Here is a 21,738-nt window from a genome sequence, read left to right on the forward strand (position 1 = left end):
GGAAGGGTAGATCTTTTAACAACCCTCCAAGCGTAGCGCGTGGGGGCAATCCGGAGGATTGGGTAAATAGCGGATACGCTATTACACCTTGCCTCAGTTTCCGAAAAACACAAAAACAAAGCTGAACTACACTTATATTTAAATAAATAACCGATAATAAGATCTAGTCAATAGCGGCTACATAAATAAATACACTACGTGCCAGAAAAAATGCAAATAAAAGATAGGACAAATAATATATTGTCTGTTGGTAGCTTTGCGTAAAATCGTCAAGTGCTAAATCGTGGGGTCCCGCTTGCGGGTTCCGATTTAGTTCTTGATGACACAGGGGAGGAAATAAAATTTATATGGGTGATGGTTCACGTAGTGGAGCATCACCCTGAAAGAGAAGACTGATTTACATTCTTCTTCTGAATACAATATTGTCAGAAAAAACGACTTTACCTATCATAAATCCGATAGCAAATATTAATGGTAGGCTAATAGTAGCTCCTGCCATTCCATTAGACATGCCGATCAAAAATGATAAGCCGAAGGCTAGCAGGATGATCACAGCAGCATACCAACCGGGGTAAGTTCCATACAGCACGGATGCCTGACACCCGGTGCATACCTGAACACCTCTTTGACTTTCTTTTAAGCAAAAAGGGCATTTAATTGTGTTGTTTTCCATTTTTCAGTTCCTTTTAAAAACAGCGCCCTGATAAATAACGCCATCTTTGACTTTTTCGATTTTAAAAGTCCAAGAGCCGAGATCTTTGTTTTGAGTTCTAGCGATATAGACGGGTTTCTTGCTTTCATCCCAGTTTTTAACGGTAAAAACTCCATTCCTGAACTTGATCACATCTTTCTGAATATCAAGTCTGACGCCGAACTGTTGATTGATATAGCTGCCATAGATGCCATCATCACCACAACCAGACAATAGCGTCACCAAACCTGCCACCATCATAAGTTTACGCATACCTTTTCCTTCACTGATGAGACACAGGCCACCGCTTGGCCTGTAAACGTCTTAGAATTCAATTATTTTCATAGTTCGTCATATCGTTTGTACCGATCGAAAAAAACCGCATGATAGTCACAGGCTATCATAATCAATAAATCGATCGGTTATGACAATTAAAAACCGATCGATAAGACCACATTAATCGATAAAAACTATCAATAGTGTTTTATTGATCTTTTTTATCGATCATTTTTTTGAAGGGAAATTAGAATGGAGTATTTTTAATTTTATGATAAATATCGCTTTCTATATTTATCTGGCTCTATGAATACATTATAAATTAAATATCAATTTCATACTTTTTAATGACTTAACAAGATATCATCACCAATTAAATCACTCAACATTTCATCAATAAAATCATCAGACAAAAGATATGAATTAACACCAATGAGTTTTTGAATTTCATCAATATTATGAATAGGTTCCTTGCAAATAAAAAAATCAGTTGAACATTGTGCTACTATATCATTTATATTTTCGAGGCTTGGATTGTCATCAAGATATTTTGCGCCATACAATATAGAATGTGAATTAATTGGCATATATACTGCTTTTAAATCATCATCTTTTTCATGGAATGGTTTAAATCTACGATCTCCATCAACTTCAAAAACTACGAGACAATCCCCTAATATCAATGACTGTTCAACATTTATTAGTTTATAACTTAACTTCTTATACTCTTCAATTTTCAAACTTTCATCCAACCCAAGTCCTTTTAAGTGCCCTTTTTTAGCAGCATCAGGAATACCGGATAAAACCATATTCTCAAATAAAGGAATAAGTTGCAATGAGAGTCTATTTGCCATGTCGGGAAGCCAAGCATGAACGTTATTAAAAAAAACATTTTTGATATCCGGGCGAAAAACTTGTGGAACATTTAACTCATTAAGTTGTTCATTAATCAATCTATCCATTTTTGATGGATCAGAAATGAAATTTTTATTAAAATATCTATACAGTGTGTCTTTGCTTAAAAGCCTTATTCGCATTTGATCTATTAGATGAGATGCAGTGTTGGTAAAGTTAGAACGCAAATTTTTAGTTCTAATTTCCATATGAAAAACAAAGTCGGACAAACTTCCTATATCATCCATGTCAAATGTGCCATTCACTAACTCACGGACGATTTTTGAATAAACATAAGTTTCTTTTTCAGTTATTTTGTCATCAATTGACGAATCACCATCGAGAGTATAAAATTTATTTTCCAAACCAATATTTTCAATTACTATATTTTCTTTTATAATCTCTTTTCTACATAAACAAGAAAAAAACTTTCCTTCTTTCTCTATTGAAAATCCGCGTTGTAAGAATCTAGGGATAAAATGCTGTCTTTTACCTGCCATCTTTACATCCTTTATAAAAAAATGACTTTAATAAAGTTTATCATATAAGAAAAAATATTTTAATTTTTTTTCGTACAGTAGTACTAGAAATTTAAATTTTAAAGTTTTCGGGTTTTAGATGGCGACTTTCAGTCGTAGTAGTTTTCCGTTAGGAAAACTTAGTTTTTCTTGGAGCATTCCCCCCCCTCCCCCCGCGCGAAAAATGAAAATCGCTAAAGAGATAGAGAAAGGAAAAATGAATGCTCATTGCGCTTTGCTTACTCAAAAAGTATTCTGATCGTTTCCAATCTGATACTCCCCCCCGCGACCCGCGCAAACCCTACCATGATCTTTTAAGCACTTCTCGTTTTACTAAAGAAGCTATAACGCTTTATAAATTTTAGGTAAGGCGATTCAGGCTGACAACATCGCTCCCGGTTAACCGTTGTCGCAATAACTATAAGATTCACCATCACTTGAGGGACCTTCGTATTCTTATACCTGATACAGCAGGTTTTAACGTTATTGCTTTTGAGGATTAAAAAGGATTCTGGAAATGGTATTTGACAGGCTTGTAAAAAGTTCGGATTTAGATTTGACAAATATGAAAAGATTATTTAATACTTTATTATATTTGTAATCACGTTGTCTTATAACTGATTACAAGACTTCAAAAGTCAGCGAAAACTTTTTTAGTCCTTAAAAAGTCAGATTTAATATCTGGCTTTTTTTGTATCTTCATTCTTTATAGATCTTCATATATTACCTGTCAAGCATGAATCAAGAATATTTTTGACACCATGATCAATTAGATAAAAGAACAAATAAAAAAGGCCGGATAAAATCCAGCCTTTACTCGAAACATATAATATTTTTCATATATAGCCTTAAAACTCTCTGTATGCGATTTTAAATCGCTTACACTAAAAATAGTGTAATCACATTCAGGATAACAAATAGTAAGTGAGAGTGTTTTTTATGCAGCCTGATTACGTGAAGAAAAAATCTTTTCATCAATCCAAGCATCGATTTCACTTTCTACAAAAGCGATAGTCCTTTCACCGGTTCTAACAGGTGTTGGAAATCGATTATTTTTTATTAGGTTATAAATCCATGTCCGACCATAACCAGTACGGTCGATTACTTCAGAAATGCGGATTAGTTTTTTCTTATGCGCCATATATTTCTCCATCGTCGTTTGATGGAATGTATTATTCGAATATCGCTTATGACAATCAACTACATTTACGAAAAAATATCTGGATTTTTTATAACATTTGAAGTATGACGAGAGTGAGTAGCATTAAACCAATTAAAAACAATTGGTTATATTGTTTAGCAAAAAGTGCTATTTTCCCGGCATTAGCTGATGTGTAGATATTGACCGTAAGCTTTACGTCTCATGCGGTTTGATGTTCAGTATTGTTCACTGGCGTTCACTACCGTAAACTATTGATTTAAATTGACTTGAGTTGCCATTTGTTGGTAAAAGTGAGTTGGTAAAACACAAGTGTAGTTATTTTTATTCATTTAAAACATAGGAATAAAGTGATGTTCGATTCCGAGTCCGGCACCACTATTTAAAGAAACCAGCCTAAGGGCTGGTTTCTTGCTTCCTGCGATGCGGACTCTCCATCGAACTCCGTTCGATTATTCGCGGCAGGCCGCTCACCCCTCCGGGGCCAGCGCGACAAGCGCGCTGTTCAAACGCCTGCGGCGTTAGTCCGAGTCCGGGCACCACTATTTAAAGAAACCAGCCTAAGGGCTGGTTTCTTGCTTCCTGCGATGCGGACTCTCCATCGAACTCCGTTCGATTATTCGCGGCAGGCCGCTCACCCCTCCGGGGCCAGCGCGACAAGCGCGCTGTTCAAACGCCTGCGGCGTTAGTCCGAGTCCGGGCACCACTATTTAAAGAAACCAGCCTAAGGGCTGGTTTCTTGCTTCCTGCGATGCGGACTCTCCATCGAACTCCGTTCGATTATTCGCGGCAGGCCGCTCACCCCTCCGGGGCCAGCGCGACAAGCGCGCTGTTCAAACGCCTGCGGCGTTAGTCCGAGTCCGGGCACCACTATTTAAAGAAACCAGCCTAAGGGCTGGTTTTTTGCTTTCTGCGATGCGGACTCTCCATCGAACTCCGTTCGATTATTCGCGGCAGGCCGCTCACCCCTTCGGGGCCAGCGCACCAGAGCTCACTAACTCACCCTTCCCCTTCGGCCATTCCCTCAGCGCGTCCTTGCGCCCGGAGCCAGAATGCTAGCGAGTAAAGTGATTCATCACGCAAGCGTATCGCGGCGAAAACTGGTCACCGATAATGACCGTTTCGCTATCAATGCGTTTGACCATATACAACTTGTCCGCTCGCTCATAAGAATCAAAGAAAAGATAATCTATTGCATCTGGCGCATCGTCATCCGGCGACTTTTCACGCCCTGATGGGTTAATTGTGTAAACCCCCGCAGCATGTCCCAGTGGACGGGAGTAACGAAAGAAAAGCTTACGATCGACGAGATACTGACTACCTTCTGCTTTCAACGCCCCCTGTACTGACAAAGAAAACGAGCCCGAGTGATAGCTGGTAATCAATAAAATCCCCTCAAGTTCCATTTTTGATTTATGGATATCAAGGGATGAACTAAATTCAGATGAACAGGAAAAGCTAATTTCATTTTTTTTAGCCTCTCTGTTCACCAGTAAATAGGCGATCGCCGCCCCACCGATAATGATAATCACTAGCGACCACAAAAAAGGAGACAGATCCCTCTCAGTCTTCATACCACTCCTCACGATGTTGATACTGACTATGACAGTGGTAATACCCGTTGTTGTGTCCGCATTCCGCAGCAAATGTCCAGTTAATCAGGTCATAATTACTGGCCCAGGTATTGAGATACAGGTCTTTTTTCACTGAGCAATCGGGAGTAATACCGGTTTTCTGAAAAATATCCTGGGCTCTTTCCTCCGTAATATTATCGGTACTGGCATTTCCCAGAATATGAATCTGACATTGCTGCCACCTGACGGTTCTCAGAACAGAAACATCAACCATAGGAATTTCATCCGGTATCCATGTGCACCAATATGTCGCCAGCACGGCAATACTACTGATTAATCCTGTAATACCGATTACCCAGCCGCTCGCCTTCCTCTTGCCTTTTTTGGTATCAGCGACAACGGCTACTGGCTCTTCTGCCTTTTCCGTCTCTTCCAGCAATTGAAAATGAATACCAAACTCACCAATTCGGAACCCCATTCGAGGAACCGTGACCACAATATCCGCCGGGTATCCAAGAGAAGTGATAACTTTTCGTATAAAGGAAATATGCTGATTTAGGTTTGCATCGGTTGCTCTGGCACCGTTGCGCTGAAAAACATTAAGAAGAATCTCGTCGCGGGTGGAAATTTCGTTACCATTTTGCAACAAATAAAGGAACAATTGCGATGCGACATTATTGAAAGTACCTGCCTTACCCGATGCGACGTCTTTTAACGAATTTTTATGCGGTCTGAATACGATGCCATCGCCAATAATTACGGATTTAATCTTACATATTGGGATATGAGAAACCAATGATGTCTCCTTGATACAGGAATATCCTTGAATAAATGATTGAGGCACTAGCATATCACACTTCATTTATCATTTTAGGGTTTGTCAGAGATCGCTTTATTAGCCATTTTATAACATATGTTTAATATTATGCAGATGGTCGAATACTTCACATACAAAAAACGGCTATCTTATTGTCATCTCTACACTTTGATGCTTGATTCTTTTTTCACAAAAAATTTATAAATACAGGAAGATAGTCATGCCTGCCTAAATAAAAATTCAACTAACAGATAAAAATACTATAAAAACAAATAAAAACAGCAAATAAACCCAATAAATAGCTTAAAAAATCACCAAAAAAGCCAAAAACAACGTCCCAGACGATACCAGAACAACAGGATCAGCTGAGTTTGATTCAAACCAACATTTTGCATTGCCCCATTTTCTCACCGACTTAATATAGGTCACCGAAACAGTGCTAAGGACTACTTACGATAATTCAGACTGGATTATTCATTAGCTCATAAGCACAGCGCGATTGCCGGAAAATACGAAACAATCCGCCACCGCTCTCTCGCAAAGGTATTTATGACGAAAAATACCTTTGTGAGAATACATTGTTGTAATAACCCCAAACAAAAATAAGGTTTAGATTAAACATGAAAATGAAAAATGCAGCTGTCACCTGTGCACTCATGGCCGGTATCGCATTGACGGCTACTTCTTCTTTCGCAGCTAAAAGCGTTGACCCGACTAACGGGAAAATTCAATTCACCGGTACGCTGGTCAATTCCGCATGTGGTCTGGCTCCAGAATCCAGCCCGGTGCAGGTTAATTTCGGTGAAATCCCAACGTCTCAGTTAAAAGACAATCAGCGTGCAGGTACGAAGCATGCGAAAATCGTCCTGCAAGGATGTGACGCCACCGTCGCTAAAACAGCAACCGTTACCTATACCCCGGCAACGATCGATCCGGACAATGCGTCCCTGGCCGCCTTCACTTCCGGTACCGCTCACGGCGCCGGTATTGGCATGGTTGATAGTGGCAACCAGGATGTGAAATGGGGTGAAGCAGCATCTCAGGTCAACATTACTGACGGTGAAACCGATATCGATTTTGTGGCTTATTTACAGGCCAATAATGCCTCTGCAACGATCACTCCGGGTGACTTTGAGTCCACCGTAAACTTCCAGATCGACTACCAGTAACGATATTGGGCAGGTGCATCACTGCGCCTGCTTACTACTTTATGTCCATTAGATAAAGGGAATTCGGCAATGCCTGGATGGCGGACTCTACTGCTTATTATGCTTCTGCCATCAGCATGGACCCTGGCAAACACCGGCCAGGTAGCCAAAACGCCGGGCAAAATGCATTTGCAGGGGAAAATAATAGAAGCCGCTTGCTATGTCGATCCTGATGACCAGAATTTGCTAGTTGAATTTAATCATATTTCCGCCAGGGATATTAACAGCACGCCTGAAAATATTTCAGCACATGATTTTAGCATTCATCTACTTGGCTGTTCACTGGGTGACTCACAACATCCTGGCAGTATATTTCATAGTGCCAGCATCACTTTTTACAATAAATCAGACAACATCAACACAGAATACTTAAGCGTGCAATCTGGCGCTGGAGATTTATCAATATCGATTTTTGATAAATACGGAAGTCCCATTCAAATGGGAACCCCCTCCCCCGATTATTTACTTAACCCAGGTAAAAACACGCTCAGGTTTACCGCACATTTAATTTCCCAAAACGGACATATCCGTGCCGGTGAGTTTAACGCCAGTATGCATTTTGTTGTGAATTATCTCTAAGTCGCACTGGTAATAAGGGTCCTGAAGGTTAGCAAACGAAGATGACAACGTTGAATACATCCAAAACGCTTCTGGCACTTTTTATTGCCCTGGCCTGCGCCTCTTCCCCAGCCGCTGCGGACGAGGCCATTGAATTCAATACTGCCGTACTGGATGCCAGCGATCGACAAAATGTGGATTTACAACGTTTTTCCGAAGGTAACTTTGTCGCTCCCGGGGATTATCTGCTGGACGTGCACATTAACGGCCAGGAGATCGCACAACAGCAGGTCCGATACATCACCGATGCTGACCGTCCGCATAAAACGCTGGCCTGCCTCAGTTCGCAGCAGCTCGAACTGCTGGCGCTGAAAGAGGAAGCGCTTAAATACGTCCATGCTCTTCCCGGCGACTGTCTCGACATCTCGCATTTACCCGGCATCGTGCTAAGCAATAGCGCCGGCGTTCTCGATATAACCGTCCCCCAGGCATGGATGAAATATACCGACCCAAACTGGACACCGCCCGAACGTTGGGATAACGGCATCGCCGGGCTCATTTTTGACTACAACCTTTCCGGTCAGGCGACGCGCTACCAGCAGGATGGAGGCAGCTACCAGTCCCTCTCAGGCTACGGCCAGACGGGATTTAACCTCGGTGCCTGGCGCGTGCGCAGCCAGTATCAGGCGAATTACACCTCTGATACGCAAGGTACACGCTTCGACTGGGATCAGTTCTATGCCTATCGCCCGCTGCCTTTTCTCGCGGCAAAGCTGACGCTCGGCGAAATCTATCTTAACTCACAGGTATTTGATTCTGTTCGCTTTACAGGAGCCAACCTCGCCAGCGACGAGCGTATGCTGCCGCCAAATTTGCAGGGTTATGCCCCGCAGGTTCACGGCATTGCCAGAAGTAATGCCAAAGTCACGGTGAGCCAGCAACAGCACGTGATCTATCAAACCACCGTCCCGGCAGGACCGTTCAATATTGAAGACCTGCGCAGCTCAGTGCGCGGTACGCTGGATGTCCGGGTGGAAGAACAAGATGGCACGGTTCAGACTTTTCAGGTCAATACCGCGGATATTCCCTATCTGACGCGCCCGGGCTATGTCCGTTACAACACCGCCGTGGGGAAGCCCTCACGTTACGATCACCGCCTCCAGGGGCCGGCTTTTTACAGCGGCGACTTTTCGTGGGGGATGAGTAACGCATGGTCGCTGTATGGCGGTGCGCTGCTGACCGGCAATCGCTACAACGCAGGGTCACTGGGCATCGGGCGCGACCTGAGCGTGCTGGGTGCGCTCTCGGCGGATGTCACCCAATCCATTAGCCGGATAAAAAATCAGAACGAACAAAAGGGATTGTCCTTCAAGCTCAGCTACGCCAAAACTTTTGATGAGTACAACAGCGCTATTACTTTTGCTGGCTACCGCTTCTCCCAGCGAAGTTTCCGCTCTTTCTCGCAGTTTCTTGATGAGCAGTATGAAAACAACGACAGCTCCGGGCGCGAAAAAGAGATGTATACCCTCACCGGGAACACCACCTTTTTTGCCGACACGCCCCACCTTGCCACTACGTTATATCTGACTTATGCCCATCAGAACTACTGGGATCGGCGTTCACAGGATCGCTACGGTCTGTCGGTCGGGCACACGTTTTCATTTGCCGGTATGGAAGGGCTCAGCACTAACCTTGCGGCGTATCGCTCTGAGTATCAGGGAAAACGAGATGACAGCCTGTCACTTTCCCTGTCAATTCCCTGGCGAGACGGTCGTTCGACAGAATATCAGTTGCAAAACAGCGGCGGCCGCACCAGTCAGATGGTTTCTTATTCTGATAACCGCGATCGCAATAACCCATGGCGGGTGCGCGCGGGCCTGTCAGAAGAAGGGCGAACGGCCTTTGATGGTTACTACCAGCACCGCAGCATGATGGCGGAGCTGGAGTCTAACGTCAGCTGGCAGCAGGATCGCTATATCTCCGTCGGAGGAACCGTGCGCGGTGGTTTTACCGCCACACGGCACGGAGCCGCCTTCCACAATAGTCAGGCATCCATGAATACGGCCCGTGTCATGGTCGATACCGACGGGGTCGCCAACGTCCCGCTCAATGGCCAGCAGGCCCACTCAAACCGTTTCGGAATTGCCGTCGTACCCGACATCGTCAGCTACCACAGCTTTGATACGCGTATTGATGTCGATGCCATGGATGAGGACATCGCCGCCACCAAAGCCATCGTCACCAGCACGTTAACGGAAGGTGCCATTGGCTACCAACGCTTTGCGGTGGCACAGGGCGAAAAAATGATGGGGCTGCTGCGTCTTGCCGATGGCTCAGCCCCGCCTTTTGGCGCAGAAATTTTTAATGCTAACGGCGTCAGCGTCGCCATGGTCATGGACAACGGCGAAAGCTGGATCGCAGGTGTCAAACCCGACGAAACGCTTTCCGTTGTCTGGGGAGGCCACACGCAATGCCACCTGAATGTTCCCCGACAAATCAACCCGCAAGGCAGCATCTTGCTGCCTTGTCATACCTCTCAACCAGCAAAATGAATAATGCGATGAAAAACCAATCTTCTTTTTCTCTATGGCGGGTGCTGTTATCCGCTACCTGTGGCCAGCTACTGGCTGCGGCGGTCCACTCAGCCTGGGCCGGCGTTGCCCTGGATCGTACCCGCTTGATCATCACCGAGGACGATCGTTCGGTGAGCGCGAACTTAACCAATACCAGCCCCGGCACCCCATTTCTGGCGCAATCCTGGGTGGAGGATGCCAGCGGGGCCAAAGTCACGTCTCCGCTTATGGTTCTTCCCCCCCTGCAGCGTATCAACGGCGGGCAGAAAGGGATCGCGCGAGTCACCAAAACCAGCGGGATTGCTTCCCTCCCGCAGGATCGTGAAAGCCTGTTCTATCTCAACGTGCGCGAAATCCCGCCGAAACCGGATAAACCCAACGTATTGCAGCTGGCGATGCAGTCACGCATCAAGCTGTTTTATCGTCCTTCGGCCATTGTGCCGTCGGAGCCGGGGACGGTCTGGCAAAACCAGCTGGTCTTTCACAAAAAAGGCAGCCAGTGGTCGGTGGAAAATCCCACACCTTACTTCATCACGGTCATTGGCCTGAGCCGTAAAACCGAAGCGGAAGGCAGCGGCAGGCTAACCAACTTCCCGGGGATGATGGTTGCCCCTAAATCATCGCAGGAATTTAAGGTTGCCGACGCCGGAGCCGGCCAGTTCGTCATGATGTATGTGAATGATTTTGGCGGCCATCCGGAACTCAGATACCGCTGCACAGGTGATATTTGCCGGGCGTTGCCAGCCGATCAACAACCCCGGTAATACGGTTCATCAGGGAGGTTCGTCAATGAAAAAGCTTCTTTGTGCTCTGCTGCTGGCAGGCTGCTCTGGCTCCATTCAGGCCGATAACGGGCGTCGCGATATGAGCCAGGTCTCAGGTGAATATGGCGACGTCCGCTTTCACGGGCGCGTTTATGTTTCACCGTGCGTGCTGGACATGGCATCCCGCGATCAGAGCATCGACCTCGGGGATATTCCCGCAAGCGCTTTTCACCAGGCGGGAGACCGTAGCCGCCCGGTTCTCGTCACCCTGGCGCTCAACGATTGCCTGAAAGGTTCGGGGCACGCGCTACGGGATCTCCCCGAACAAACCTCCGCCACCCCGCCGCTGACCCATAGCACGCTGGAGCAAGGCGTTTCACTCACGCTGATGGCCGAAGGCGCATGGGGAAATAGCGATCTTGCGCGCATTCACGGAGAGGTTCAGGGGGCCGGCATTCGCGTCATGAGCGAACACCAGCAGCTTATCCCTCTCAATCAGCCACAGCGCATGTGGATCATTAAACCTGGAAATAACGCGCTTCACTTTCTTGCCGCGCTGGAATCCACCGGCACCGAGGTCAGCGCCGGTGAGTTTCAAGGACTGCTCAGATTGAAGCTGGAGTATCTATGACCGTATTGTTCAAAGCCCTGCTTGGCGCCGCGCTGTCGTTCAGCCCCCTGGCGGCATCAGCATTCACCCAAGGTGAAGGTGAACCACAGGGGGGAATGCCGCATCAGTATGATATCGAGCTGAAATCGTTAGATATGGATAAAAACCATATTGGCGGGCGTACCAACCCTTTCACCTGGAATCTGAACGGGCAATACGTGGTTAATTTTCATTGTCCCGTTGAAAATATTCGTCGCGGGGCGATCCATTACTCCACGCTTTCCACCATGCCCCTCTCATCAAACGGCCCCAACCGCTACCGCCTGAATGAATACCTGGACGTTGAGGTATCGGTGTGGATTGCCGGGAACTATCGCGACTATGTGCGGGCTCCCTTTACCAACGTGTCAAATCGCCTCACCAACAATTCGTGCTCGAAGCGCAGCGGCGTCACCACGGTCAGAAACGTGGAAAGTGGTTCCAAGGGGAAGGTCGTGTTTATCGTGACCAAACCCATTATTAACGGGATCAACATCGCCTCGCAGTCGCTCCTCGACGTGGCGGGACGCATGGGAGCAGACGGTCCGACGCCGACCACATCCATTTCGCGCGTGGTGATTAAATCCGGGATTATTACCGTACCGGATAAATGTACGTTTAATCGTGGCGATAAAATCACGATTGAATTCGGCAACTTGCCCGGGTCCAACGACAAGCTTAACGGGGTCAACTTTAGCAAATCGGTCCCCATCCACGTCGAATGCGAGGGCGGAAGCTTTGATCAAGGGGCGCTGAATATCAATCTGGCCGTTCAGACAAGCACCGCCTCCGGAACCGCCGGGTTTAATAGCCAGTATCTCGGTACCCTGAGCAACGGGCAGAAACGCAACGATCTCGGCATCATCCTCAAAGACGAAGGTGGCCGCACCGTGGTACCTAATCAGTTCTATAACGTAAAAGGGTTTTATCAAAATCAGGGCGACTGGAATCTCACCGCCGCGCCCATCGCTAACCCCGGCGTTGGAAGTGTAAAAGAGGGGGAATTCGAAGCCTCCGCAACCGTCGTGGCACAGTTTCAGTGAGGCACCTGATGAGATACCGGACATTCATCGCCCTGCTCCCCTTATTGCTGGGCAGCACCGCCTATGCGGAAACCAAACTCGTCGGCGGTGATATGCATTTTCATGGCACCGTCATGGCGCTGGCCTGTAGCCTTCCACCCAATGCTGACAAGATTGAAGTCGACTTCGGACAGATCGCGGCGAAAGACCTCTACCTGAGCGGGCGCAGCCAGCCGCAGAAGTTCACGATCCCCTTACGTGATTGTAACCCCGACGTTTTCGCCACCATTTCCGTGACCTTTAACGGCACGGAGAACCCGAGTTTACCCAATCATCTGGCATTAAACAGCGGCGGACCAGGCAGCGCCTCTGGCGTCGCCATTGGGCTGAGTGAGGAGAACGGTACCGCCATTCGCCTTGGTCAAAGTACCTCCCGACAGGCGATTACCGAAGGCCCTATGGAGCTACACTTCCTGAGCTGGGTGGAGGCAGAACCCGATGCCCTGAAAAATCAATCCATTGAGTTTGGCCCGTTCAGCGCCAGTGGAACCTGGACGTTGAACTATCAATAGCATGAAGATCTTCCCCCCATCGACACACGACCTGGCTCAACGTTTCATGCTGGGCCTCAGCATGGCGTTCTGGGGCATCATTCTCCATTTTTACTGGCCCAATAACGGCGGAAGCGGCCTGTCGCTGCCGCTGAATATTCTGGCGTGGCTCTATGCGGGGCTAGTGTTGGGCGGGGCATCCGTTTTGTTACCTCGCCGCAGATGGCACATCACGATGCCATTACAGCTGATTATCGTGGGCACAATTCTCCTGACACTGCTTTGCGTGCTGACGCCGGAAATCTGGCGCCCGGAAGCGCTCCTCGTTGCCGGGGCGATAGCCGGTGGAGCTCTTTTTTATCTGGTGCTGCTGCAAATACCGCTGACGGGAAAGGCCCTAACCACGCTGCTCATAATCCTGTGGGCCGCATGTTTGCTCGAATGCGGCGTCTTTCTTATTCAGTACCTGCATCTGCCTCTGGCACAGTTCTGGGAATTCCCCTGGCGGCGCGGCACCCGTCCTTACGGCATTTTTCAACAGGTCAATCTGATAGCCAGCTTCACGGCAAGCGGTACCCTTGTATCCGCTATTCTCGCCTTACGAACCGGCACCCGATGCCGTATCGCTATCGGCGCAGGAATGCTGCTAATGGGGTTCGTGATACACGAAAGTCAGTCCCAGACCGGGTATCTGTCACTGTTTATTGGCTGGTCCCTGCTGCTGTGTGCTTTTCCTGCCCGACGGCAGCTGGCCGGATTATTGTTACTCCTGGTGCTGGGCATCGCGCTGGGAGAATGCGCTCGCCGCCTGCTCTTCGTCGCAACAATCGATCATCTGACATCCGCCCGGACTCGTTGGGAAGTCCTTCGCTATTGCTGGGTGCTGATGAAACAGAATCCCTGGACAGGCTCCGGAGTCGGGAGCTTTCCCACCCTCTTCCTGACGCATTTTGGCCACACGGGACTGAGCCGGATTGCACACCCGCATAACGAACTGGTGCTATGGCTGGTTGAAGGCGGCATTGCCGGCCTGGTCGGCATGGTCTGTTTTATCGCGGGCGGGCTCAGGCTCTGGCTGGCTGGTAATGTCTGGCGTCGCGCCTGCTTAGTGGCCGGCGTTCCCGTCCTGATCCATATGTTAACGGAGTACCCCGTCTGGCAATCAACCCCGCACTGGCTATTGCTGATCCTGCTAATGCGCTGCGCAGATCGCCCGGTAAAAAGCAGACGGCTCACCCGGTCGGCTACGGCAACGATTCGCGTCGCAATCGTGCTTCTGGCCCTGGTACTGATCCCCCTGCTGGCAAAAACGCTGCATATTCAGCAGCAGCTCACCGCCGTTGAACGACAGGGAGAGCAGTGGCGGCTTCAGGATCCGGTGCCTCCCGGCGGCTGGCTCCTGGCCTCTCGCTATCGGTTCGATATCCATATGGGCTATCTACAGCGTTATCAGCAGACAAAAAACGAGCAATGGCTGATCGCCTTTCGCCGCTGGGCTTCCGGTTACGTGGACGTTCATCCCGATCCGAATGTCTCTTTCACATGCATTTTGATTGCCCTGCATCAGCAAGACTTCGCCATAGCCCACCGCCTGGCAAAACGGTTTTATCTTGAATATCCGAACGACCGTCGTATCCCCTGGTTACAGGATCCACGGCGCCCTTTCAATCAACGAAACGATGAACATGAGCAGAATGATTGAGAACGTCCTTATCTCCTCCGAGATGAGTCAACATCGCGAACTGGCCGCGGTCTGCGGGATCAGGCTGGAAATGATCTACTTTTTTGCCGATTCTGCCTCTAACGTCAGTGAAGTGTTGAGCAAGGTGGAAACTGACTGCTCGCTAGATACGTTCTTTCGCCAGCTCTCTGTTCAGGCAAAGCAACAGCTATTTCTGTGGCAAATCCAGCAGGTCACCACGCTGCCAGGACACTTCTCCCTCAACTTATCGCTCAACATGATTATCCAGCCAGCCTTTGTACAGGCACTGATTACGCTGGCGCAGCCGGCGAGGATAATTATTGAGATACAGGACCCAGGCACTCTATCGGACCTTACCCAGAGTGAACGACAAAAGGTGCTGGCAGCCGTACGCACGCTCTGTCGGGCGGGATTCAAGGTCTGGCTCGATGATTTATACCCGCAGCAGGTGTGCAGCTGGCAATTCTCAGGAATACGTTTTGATGCGATAAAAATATCCAGCGCGCTGTTTCACCAGCTCAGAACCACAGGGCCGCAGCTGGCCTGCCTGATCGCACGTTATCGGGAAGTTGGCGAACGGGTGGTGATTGAAGGCGTGGAAACCGAACACGATTTTGCGATCGGTCGTAGCAGCGGGGCCGATGCCGTGCAGGGTTTTTTGCTGCGCGATACCCGGTCGATCGCACACCTGCTCAGTTAGTCGACGACGTGAAAGAATGCACGACAGTCTCACGCGAGCGCAGGCCCGCTGTGGTCGAAAAAAGAGTATCGGGCAGAAAGAGGCGGGCGGGCAGGCAGGCAGTGCCGTCAACCCTGCCCTTGCCACCGCTAACCAGCACAGCTTAGCGAAAGACCTCGCGTCCAAGCTGGCGGGCAACGTCCAGGTGCGCCTCCACGGTTCCCAGCTCCGGCATCAATAGCATGTGTGAACGCTCTACCGTGGCGCCGCAGTAGTCAAAAATACCGTGGGTGATTTGTGCGTTAAATGCAGCGGTAAACCCGTGTGTGTCATACGTTTTCTGGCCTGCCGCCCCTAAAGCCACAAGGTGAACCCGCAGACGTCCTAGCTTCTTCACCACATTCCCGTCGGCGGTTTCTTCATAGGCCCAGCCCTGGGAGAAGACGCGATCTACCCAGCCTTTCAGCAGACCCGGCATCGACCACCAGTAGATTGGAAAGACTAAAATCAGCGTATCGGCGTTATCAATCCGGGACTGTTGAGTGAGGACATCGGGGGGCGTTTCGTCGGTTTGCCGAAAGGCCGCCATATCTGCGGCTGAAAAAACCGGGTCAAAATTTTCCTGCGTCAGATCGACTACTTCAGATGTATCTTGTGGATCGTTTTCTGCGATCCCTTGTGCTATCTCCGCCGCGGTGCGGTGCGTCAGGGACGTATTGAGAGGATGGGAAACCACAATTAATGCATGCATGATCAATACTCCAGTTGCCCGACGACAAGATCGGACGTAGTCTTATATACCAACAGTAACCTACCAATGGTAACTTACCTTTAGTATATAAGCATGTCAACGGGAGAATATCACGATGCCAACCCCCCTCGTACGACAGCGTTTATCCCGGGAAGAGCGGCATAAACAGCTGGTGGATGTTGCCTGGCGAATCATTCATGAAGAAGGGACAGAAGCGCTAACGCTAGGATATCTGGCGAAACAAGCTGGTGTGACAAAACCGGTGGTTTATGACCATTTTGACAGCCGTTCGGGGCTTTTCGCCACGCTTTATACCGAATTTGATCGCCGCCAGACGGCGCTGATGGATGACATTATTCGCCAGACCGAACCCGAACCTGAAAAACTCGCCGGCGTGATTGCCACGTCATACATTGAGTGCGTACTGCTTCAGGGGCGGGAAATGCCCAGCGTGATGGCGGCGCTTGCTGGCACACCGGAGCTGGAGAAAATCAAACAGGATTACACCGTCGCATTTACCGCCCGATGCCGTGAATTGTTTACACCGTTTTGTAGCAAGCACCCGCCAGGGGACGCTGCTATTCTGGCGATGCTGGGGTCTGCGGAGGGCCTGTCCGCAGCGGTAGTCAATGGCATAATTACGGAACAGCAGGCTAAAGATGAGCTCTTCCAGGTGATTATGTCACTGCTACGCCGGTGCAGCTCGCCATGCTGAGCCTGATGTGAAGAACCCACCAACAGGCGGGTTCTTCCGGTAATCAATACTCAGTTGCCGCCGGCTTTCTTGATTGCCGCATCCAGCGAGTCTTTATCGGCAAGTCCCGGGAAGACGGTAATCGTGGCTTCGGTCGCGCCGGTGGTTGGCATCACAATCACGCCCGGCGTTCCGCTCAGGCCAATCTCCTGCGCCAGCTGGTTAGTGCCCTCCAGGACCGCTTCAACATCCGTTGCTTTCTTCGCATCGAAATTGACCTTCTTCGCCTGCTGCTGCACGTCCGCTGCCGTCAGCTTCCCTTCATTATGCCCGGTGGCATAAATCCCGTTATGGTAGGTCAGGTAAGCCTCTGCGCCCTTCTGCTGGTAAATTTGCAGGCCGGTCTTCGCCGCCGTTAGCGACGTCTCCCAACGGCTGCCGAAAATTGGCCACTCTTTAAACGCAAACCGGGTCTGCGGATTTTCCTTAATCACCTGCTCCATCACCGGCGCCAGGCGGCTACAGTAAATGCACTGATAATCAAAGAATTCGATAACGGTCACCTTGCCATTCGCCGGTCCGTAGGTCGGGGTGTTCTTATCCTGAGTCAGCGCAGCCTGGTTCTTAATCACCGCCTCGGTTGCCGCGCTAGCCTGCTGCTCTTGCTGAATTTGTTGCAGCTTCTGGCTTGCCTGGAGGAGCACCTCCGGGTGCGCCACGAGATAATCCGCGGCAATTTTGCCAATCCGGGCTTCCTGCTCCGGGGTAAAGGTTGCTGCTGGCGCATCAGCGGCAATGGCCAAAGCCGGAAGCAGCACGCTGCCCAACAGAGCGCCAATCAGTATTTTTTTCGTACCAGCCATGAGGATAATCCTTGCGATGAGTAAACGGCAGGTGGGTCTGACCAAACAAAGTAGCATCCTTTTTCGGTGAATCATCCCGGCACGATGCATTGATTCGTAACTTTATTTTTCAATCTCAGGCAACGGGTAATGTGGACTCACTTTTTCCGGGCGGTGGTCAACGCGCCTCAACAGGGGTACGCTTGCTTCGGTTTTCCCCCTGGGGATACCTTTTTTTAATTGATATGAGTCAGGCATGAACGAGCTATTTAATCAGTGGGATGTTGGCGTTATTTTGCTACAAATCATCGCAATCGACCTGTTGTTAGGCGGTGATAATGCTGTTGTGATCGCCATGGCATGCCGCAAACTGCCGCCAGAACAGCGTACAAAAGCCATTCTCATTGGGACCTTCGGCGCAATACTGGCCCGCGTCCTGCTGCTCGCTATCGCTGTCTATCTGCTTTCCCTGCCGTGGCTGAAAATCGTCGGGGCGATCCTGCTGCTGTGGATTGGTATCAGGCTGGTTGCCCATCAGGATGAGGATGAAGAGGTCAGCAGCTCAGGCAGCCTGTGGCGGACTGCGGTGACTATCACGGTGGCCGATGTCATTATGTCGATGGATAACGTGCTGGCGGTTGCCGCCGCCGGGAAAGGCCACCTGCTGCTGGTCGCGCTGGGTGTACTGATCAGCATTCCGATAATCGTGGCGGGCAGTAAACTGGTACTGGCCATCCTCAACCGTTTCCCGTTCGTTATCCTGCTGGGGGGCGCCCTGATCGGCTGGATAGCCGGCTCGATGTCGGTGACGGACCCAATCCTCCTACGCCTGTTTCCCGATGCACCCGATGCACTGCCGCTTATCGTTGGCGCCCTCGGCGCTGCGCTGGTGCTGCTGGAAGGCGTCCGCCGCAACGCCCGGGTACGCCCGCTCAAATAAGCTCCCCGCGACGAACACACGCCGCCAATCCCGACGGCGTCAAGTTTCCGCCACATTCCTTCCACACCGGCACTCATTTGCCCTAAGCTTATGACTGAACGTCGTGACCAACGCAGCAAGTAAAATGAGATAACGCAATGGAATTAAAGGATTATTATGCCATTCTAGGGGTTAAGCCAACAGACGATCTAAAAACGATTAAGACCGCCTACCGCCGCCTGGCTCGTAAATATCACCCCGACGTCAGCAAAGAAACCGATGCCGAAGCGCAATTCAAAGATCTCGCCGAAGCATGGGAAGTGCTGAAAGATGAACAGCGCCGCGCCGAATATGACCAGCTCTGGCAACACCGCAACGACCCACAGTTTGGTCGGCAACAGCAATCCCATGAACAGAGCTACAGCCAGCAGGACTTTGACGATATTTTCTCGTCGATGTTCGGCCAGCAGGCGCACCAGTCCCGCCGTCAGCATGCCGCACGCGGCCATGATTTAGAAATTGAAGTCGCGGTCTTCCTTGAAGAGACTCTGGCCGAGCAGACGCGCACCATCAGCTACAAACTCCCGGTCTATAACGTGTTCGGGATGGTTGAGAGCGAAACGCCGAAAACGCTGAATGTGAAAATCCCCGCTGGCGTCAGCGACGGGCAGCGTATTCGCCTGAAAGGCCAGGGGACGCCGGGGGAAAACGGTGGGCCAAATGGCGACCTGTGGCTGGTGATTCACATCGCACCACACCCGCTGTTCGATATCGTGGGCCATAACCTGGAAATCGTCCTGCCGCTCGCGCCGTGGGAAGCAGCGCTTGGTACTAAAGTGACCATCCCGACGCTTAAAGAGAGCATCCTGCTGACCATCCCGCCAGGTAGCCAGGCGGGGCAGCGTTTACGTATCAAAGGCAAAGGGCTGGCCAGCAAAACGACCACCGGCGATTTATATGCCGTGATTAAAATCGTCATGCCGCCGAAACCGAACGAGAAGGCCAGCGCGCTCTGGCAACAGCTGGCCGATGCAGAAGCCGGCTTCGAGCCGCGTCAAGCATGGGGGAAAGCATAATGGCTAAAATGGCAGTGACGTTTACGATGACGGAGTTTTGTCTTCACACCGGCGTTTCCGAAGAAGAACTGAAGGAGATCGTCGGCCTGGGCGTAATTGAACCGCGCCAGCCGCAGACAGAAGTCTGGCTTTTCGATGATAGCGCAGTCGTGGTTGTGCATCGTGCGCTGCGTCTGCGCCGGGAGCTGGAGCTGGACTGGCCGGGCATTGCGGTTGCGTTGACGCTACTGGATGAGAATGCGCGTCTGACCCGCGAAAACCGGTTGCTGCACCAGCAGTTGGCCCGCTTTTTGACCCATAGCTAAGCCGGTATTCCTCTGTCATTGTCCGGCGGCTTATCGCTTGCCCGGGCTGAGATAAGCCGAGCTATATTTTGATGGTGTAGATGCTGTAGGCCGGGCAAAGCGCTAGCCGCCGCCCGGCACCCTGTCTCATACAGCATCAACTAACGATGTACCCACTCCGGCAGCCAGTCACCGTGGCTGGCAATCAAATCGTCCACCAGGGCATAAACCTCTTCGATGCCCAGCACCGCAGAGGTATGCGGATCCATCAGTGTGGCATAGTAAACATAATCGCGGTTCTCGGTCAGGATCGCCTCCGTCAGCAGAGTCTGAACGTTAATATTGGTCTGCATCAGCGCGGCCAGATGCGCAGGTAGCGTGCCGACTTTCGTCGGCTGAATACCGTTCGCATCCACCAGACAGGCCACTTCCACGCAGCATCCTTGCGGCAGGTTGTCGATCAGCCCCTCGTTGCGCACGTTGCCGTACACCACGCTCGGCTCACCGGTCCAGATGGCATTCATAATGGTGCTGGCGTACTCGCGAGAGGGTTTGATCTCAATCCGCTCGCTGGATTTGTACCGTTCCAGCTCTTTGTGCCAGTTGTCCACCTGCTCCACGCAGCGTTTTGGATATTCATCCAGCGGCACCTGGTAGCGCTCAATCAGGTCTTCCCGACCCGGTTTGATAAACCATGGCGTATATTCGGCGAAGTGCTCTGAAGACTCCGTCACGAAGTAGCCGAGCTTTTTGAACATCTCATAGCGGACAATATTCTGACAGCGCGAGTTCTCCCGATACTTCGGCGCTCTCCCCTCGGCGTAGGCCTGTAGCATATCCGGATAAATGCTGACGTAGCTGCCGTCTGCCCGCTTCTTCTCAAGCGACAGATAGAACGCCATATGGTTGATACCTGCGCAACGATAGCGTAAATCCGCCGGGTCGAGATCGAGATCGTGCGCCAGCTCTTCCGCCGTCCCCTGCACCGAATGGCATAACCCTACCTGCTTAATATGCGGATAACGCGCATACATGGCCCAGGTATTCATGGCCATCGGATTGACGTAGTTCAGCATCGTGGCCTGCGGGCACACTTCCGTCATGTCGTCACAAATACGCCACAGGTGTGGAATGGTACGTAACGCACGCATAATCCCGCCGGGCCCGAGCGTATCGGCAATCGTTTGTTCGAGGCCATGCAGCTTGCAGACTTCAAAATCGGTGACGGTACAGGGCTGATAGCCGCCAATCTGAAAAGCCACCACCACAAAATCCGCATCCTTCAACGCGGCTTTTTGCTCTCGATGACAGCTAATTTCGCCGTCGGCGCCGACGGAATCCATCAGCTTACGGACCACAATATGCGACTCTTCCAGCCGGGTTGCATCGATATCCATCAGCGCAACGTGCGCTGACTTCAACGCCGGACGCTGAAAAACATCGCCGAGAATATTTTTGACGAAAACCGTTGAGCCAGCGCCGATAAACGTAATTTTGGGGGCAGACATAGTGCTCTCTCCTTCAGGTCATTGAACCC

22 protein-coding genes are annotated in these 21,738 nt (G+C 50.2%); 13 read left to right on the forward strand and 9 right to left on the reverse strand.

The window, feature by feature from the left end:
* Window positions 1-397: 397 nt before the first annotated feature.
* The 6 genes from ACMYSK_RS17320 to ACMYSK_RS17345 all read right to left on the reverse strand — a co-directional run bounded on the left by ACMYSK_RS17320 (window position 398) and on the right by ACMYSK_RS17345 (window position 5,962).
* Window positions 398-673, reverse strand: a complete 276-nt coding sequence (locus tag ACMYSK_RS17320) for a hypothetical protein (protein WP_434637220.1) — start codon at window positions 671-673, stop codon at window positions 398-400.
* 3 nt (window positions 674-676) lie between these two features.
* Window positions 677-964: a hypothetical protein gene (locus tag ACMYSK_RS17325; RefSeq protein WP_434637222.1), complete on the reverse strand. Its 288-nt coding sequence runs from the start codon at window positions 962-964 to the stop codon at window positions 677-679.
* Between the two features lie 347 nt (window positions 965-1,311).
* Window positions 1,312-2,361, reverse strand: a complete 1,050-nt coding sequence (locus ACMYSK_RS17330; RefSeq protein ID WP_434637224.1) for a DUF4238 domain-containing protein — start codon at window positions 2,359-2,361, stop codon at window positions 1,312-1,314.
* A 955-nt stretch (window positions 2,362-3,316) separates the two neighbouring features.
* Entirely contained in the window at window positions 3,317-3,520 is a 204-nt protein-coding gene (locus tag ACMYSK_RS17335) for a helix-turn-helix transcriptional regulator (protein ID WP_434637226.1), read from the reverse strand.
* 1,073 nt (window positions 3,521-4,593) lie between these two features.
* Entirely contained in the window at window positions 4,594-5,112 is a 519-nt protein-coding gene (locus ACMYSK_RS17340; protein ID WP_434637227.1) for a hypothetical protein, read from the reverse strand.
* On the reverse strand, window positions 5,102-5,962 hold the full coding sequence (locus ACMYSK_RS17345) for a winged helix-turn-helix domain-containing protein (RefSeq protein WP_434637229.1): 861 nt from the start codon (window positions 5,960-5,962) through the stop codon (window positions 5,102-5,104). The genes ACMYSK_RS17340 and ACMYSK_RS17345 overlap by 11 nt, the downstream gene beginning before the upstream one ends.
* A 587-nt stretch (window positions 5,963-6,549) precedes the next feature.
* Between ACMYSK_RS17345 and ACMYSK_RS17350 the strand changes: the two genes are divergently transcribed.
* The 9 genes from ACMYSK_RS17350 to ACMYSK_RS17390 all read left to right on the forward strand — a co-directional run bounded on the left by ACMYSK_RS17350 (window position 6,550) and on the right by ACMYSK_RS17390 (window position 15,656).
* Window positions 6,550-7,098 (forward strand): fimbrial protein, encoded by a 549-nt coding sequence (locus ACMYSK_RS17350; RefSeq protein WP_434637231.1) that lies wholly within the window; start codon window positions 6,550-6,552, stop codon window positions 7,096-7,098.
* Between the two features lie 69 nt (window positions 7,099-7,167).
* Window positions 7,168-7,716, forward strand: coding sequence for a fimbrial protein (locus tag ACMYSK_RS17355; RefSeq protein ID WP_434637233.1), 549 nt, complete (start codon window positions 7,168-7,170; stop codon window positions 7,714-7,716).
* A gap of 41 nt (window positions 7,717-7,757) precedes the next feature.
* Window positions 7,758-10,247: a fimbria/pilus outer membrane usher protein gene (locus ACMYSK_RS17360; RefSeq protein WP_434637234.1), complete on the forward strand. Its 2,490-nt coding sequence runs from the start codon at window positions 7,758-7,760 to the stop codon at window positions 10,245-10,247.
* An 8-nt stretch (window positions 10,248-10,255) separates the two neighbouring features.
* Window positions 10,256-11,032 (forward strand): fimbrial biogenesis chaperone, encoded by a 777-nt coding sequence (locus tag ACMYSK_RS17365; protein WP_434637236.1) that lies wholly within the window; start codon window positions 10,256-10,258, stop codon window positions 11,030-11,032.
* 25 nt (window positions 11,033-11,057) lie between these two features.
* Window positions 11,058-11,663, forward strand: coding sequence for a fimbrial protein (locus ACMYSK_RS17370; protein WP_434637238.1), 606 nt, complete (start codon window positions 11,058-11,060; stop codon window positions 11,661-11,663).
* Window positions 11,660-12,724 (forward strand): fimbrial protein, encoded by a 1,065-nt coding sequence (locus ACMYSK_RS17375; protein WP_434637241.1) that lies wholly within the window; start codon window positions 11,660-11,662, stop codon window positions 12,722-12,724. Before ACMYSK_RS17370 ends, ACMYSK_RS17375 begins: the two co-directional genes overlap by 4 nt.
* A gap of 8 nt (window positions 12,725-12,732) precedes the next feature.
* Window positions 12,733-13,275, forward strand: a complete 543-nt coding sequence (locus ACMYSK_RS17380; RefSeq protein WP_434637242.1) for a fimbrial protein — start codon at window positions 12,733-12,735, stop codon at window positions 13,273-13,275.
* 1 nt (window position 13,276) lies between these two features.
* Complete coding sequence (locus ACMYSK_RS17385; protein WP_434637244.1) at window positions 13,277-14,956, forward strand: O-antigen ligase family protein; 1,680 nt, start codon at window positions 13,277-13,279, stop codon at window positions 14,954-14,956.
* On the forward strand, window positions 14,940-15,656 hold the full coding sequence (locus ACMYSK_RS17390; RefSeq protein WP_434637246.1) for an EAL domain-containing protein: 717 nt from the start codon (window positions 14,940-14,942) through the stop codon (window positions 15,654-15,656). The genes ACMYSK_RS17385 and ACMYSK_RS17390 overlap by 17 nt, the downstream gene beginning before the upstream one ends.
* Before the next feature lie 142 nt (window positions 15,657-15,798).
* Here the strand turns inward: ACMYSK_RS17390 and ACMYSK_RS17395 are convergent, their stop codons facing one another.
* Complete coding sequence (locus ACMYSK_RS17395) at window positions 15,799-16,386, reverse strand: NAD(P)H-dependent oxidoreductase (RefSeq protein ID WP_434637249.1); 588 nt, start codon at window positions 16,384-16,386, stop codon at window positions 15,799-15,801.
* 115 nt (window positions 16,387-16,501) lie between these two features.
* Here ACMYSK_RS17395 and ACMYSK_RS17400 point away from each other — a divergent pair, with 115 nt between their 5' ends.
* Complete coding sequence (locus tag ACMYSK_RS17400) at window positions 16,502-17,101, forward strand: TetR/AcrR family transcriptional regulator (protein WP_434637252.1); 600 nt, start codon at window positions 16,502-16,504, stop codon at window positions 17,099-17,101.
* 50 nt (window positions 17,102-17,151) lie between these two features.
* On the opposite strand, the gene ACMYSK_RS17405 is transcribed toward ACMYSK_RS17400, so the two are convergent.
* Complete coding sequence (locus tag ACMYSK_RS17405; RefSeq protein WP_434637254.1) at window positions 17,152-17,943, reverse strand: DsbA family protein; 792 nt, start codon at window positions 17,941-17,943, stop codon at window positions 17,152-17,154.
* Between the two features lie 235 nt (window positions 17,944-18,178).
* Between ACMYSK_RS17405 and ACMYSK_RS17410 the strand changes: the two genes are divergently transcribed.
* The 3 genes from ACMYSK_RS17410 to cbpM all read left to right on the forward strand — a co-directional run bounded on the left by ACMYSK_RS17410 (window position 18,179) and on the right by cbpM (window position 20,222).
* Entirely contained in the window at window positions 18,179-18,862 is a 684-nt protein-coding gene (locus ACMYSK_RS17410; RefSeq protein ID WP_434637256.1) for a TerC family protein, read from the forward strand.
* Between the two features lie 137 nt (window positions 18,863-18,999).
* Window positions 19,000-19,917 carry a curved DNA-binding protein gene (cbpA, locus tag ACMYSK_RS17415; protein WP_434637258.1) on the forward strand — a complete coding sequence of 306 codons (918 nt, stop codon included), beginning with the start codon at window positions 19,000-19,002 and terminating at the stop codon, window positions 19,915-19,917.
* Window positions 19,917-20,222, forward strand: a complete 306-nt coding sequence (gene cbpM, locus ACMYSK_RS17420) for a chaperone modulator CbpM (protein ID WP_434637260.1) — start codon at window positions 19,917-19,919, stop codon at window positions 20,220-20,222. Before cbpA ends, cbpM begins: the two co-directional genes overlap by 1 nt.
* A gap of 140 nt (window positions 20,223-20,362) precedes the next feature.
* Here the strand turns inward: cbpM and ACMYSK_RS17425 are convergent, their stop codons facing one another.
* Window positions 20,363-21,709 carry an alpha-glucosidase/alpha-galactosidase gene (locus tag ACMYSK_RS17425; protein ID WP_434637262.1) on the reverse strand — a complete coding sequence of 449 codons (1,347 nt, stop codon included), beginning with the start codon at window positions 21,707-21,709 and terminating at the stop codon, window positions 20,363-20,365.
* Window positions 21,710-21,738 lie beyond the last annotated feature (29 nt).

Source organism: Klebsiella sp. I138 (assembly GCF_051131765.1).
Lineage (GTDB): Bacteria > Pseudomonadota > Gammaproteobacteria > Enterobacterales > Enterobacteriaceae > Klebsiella.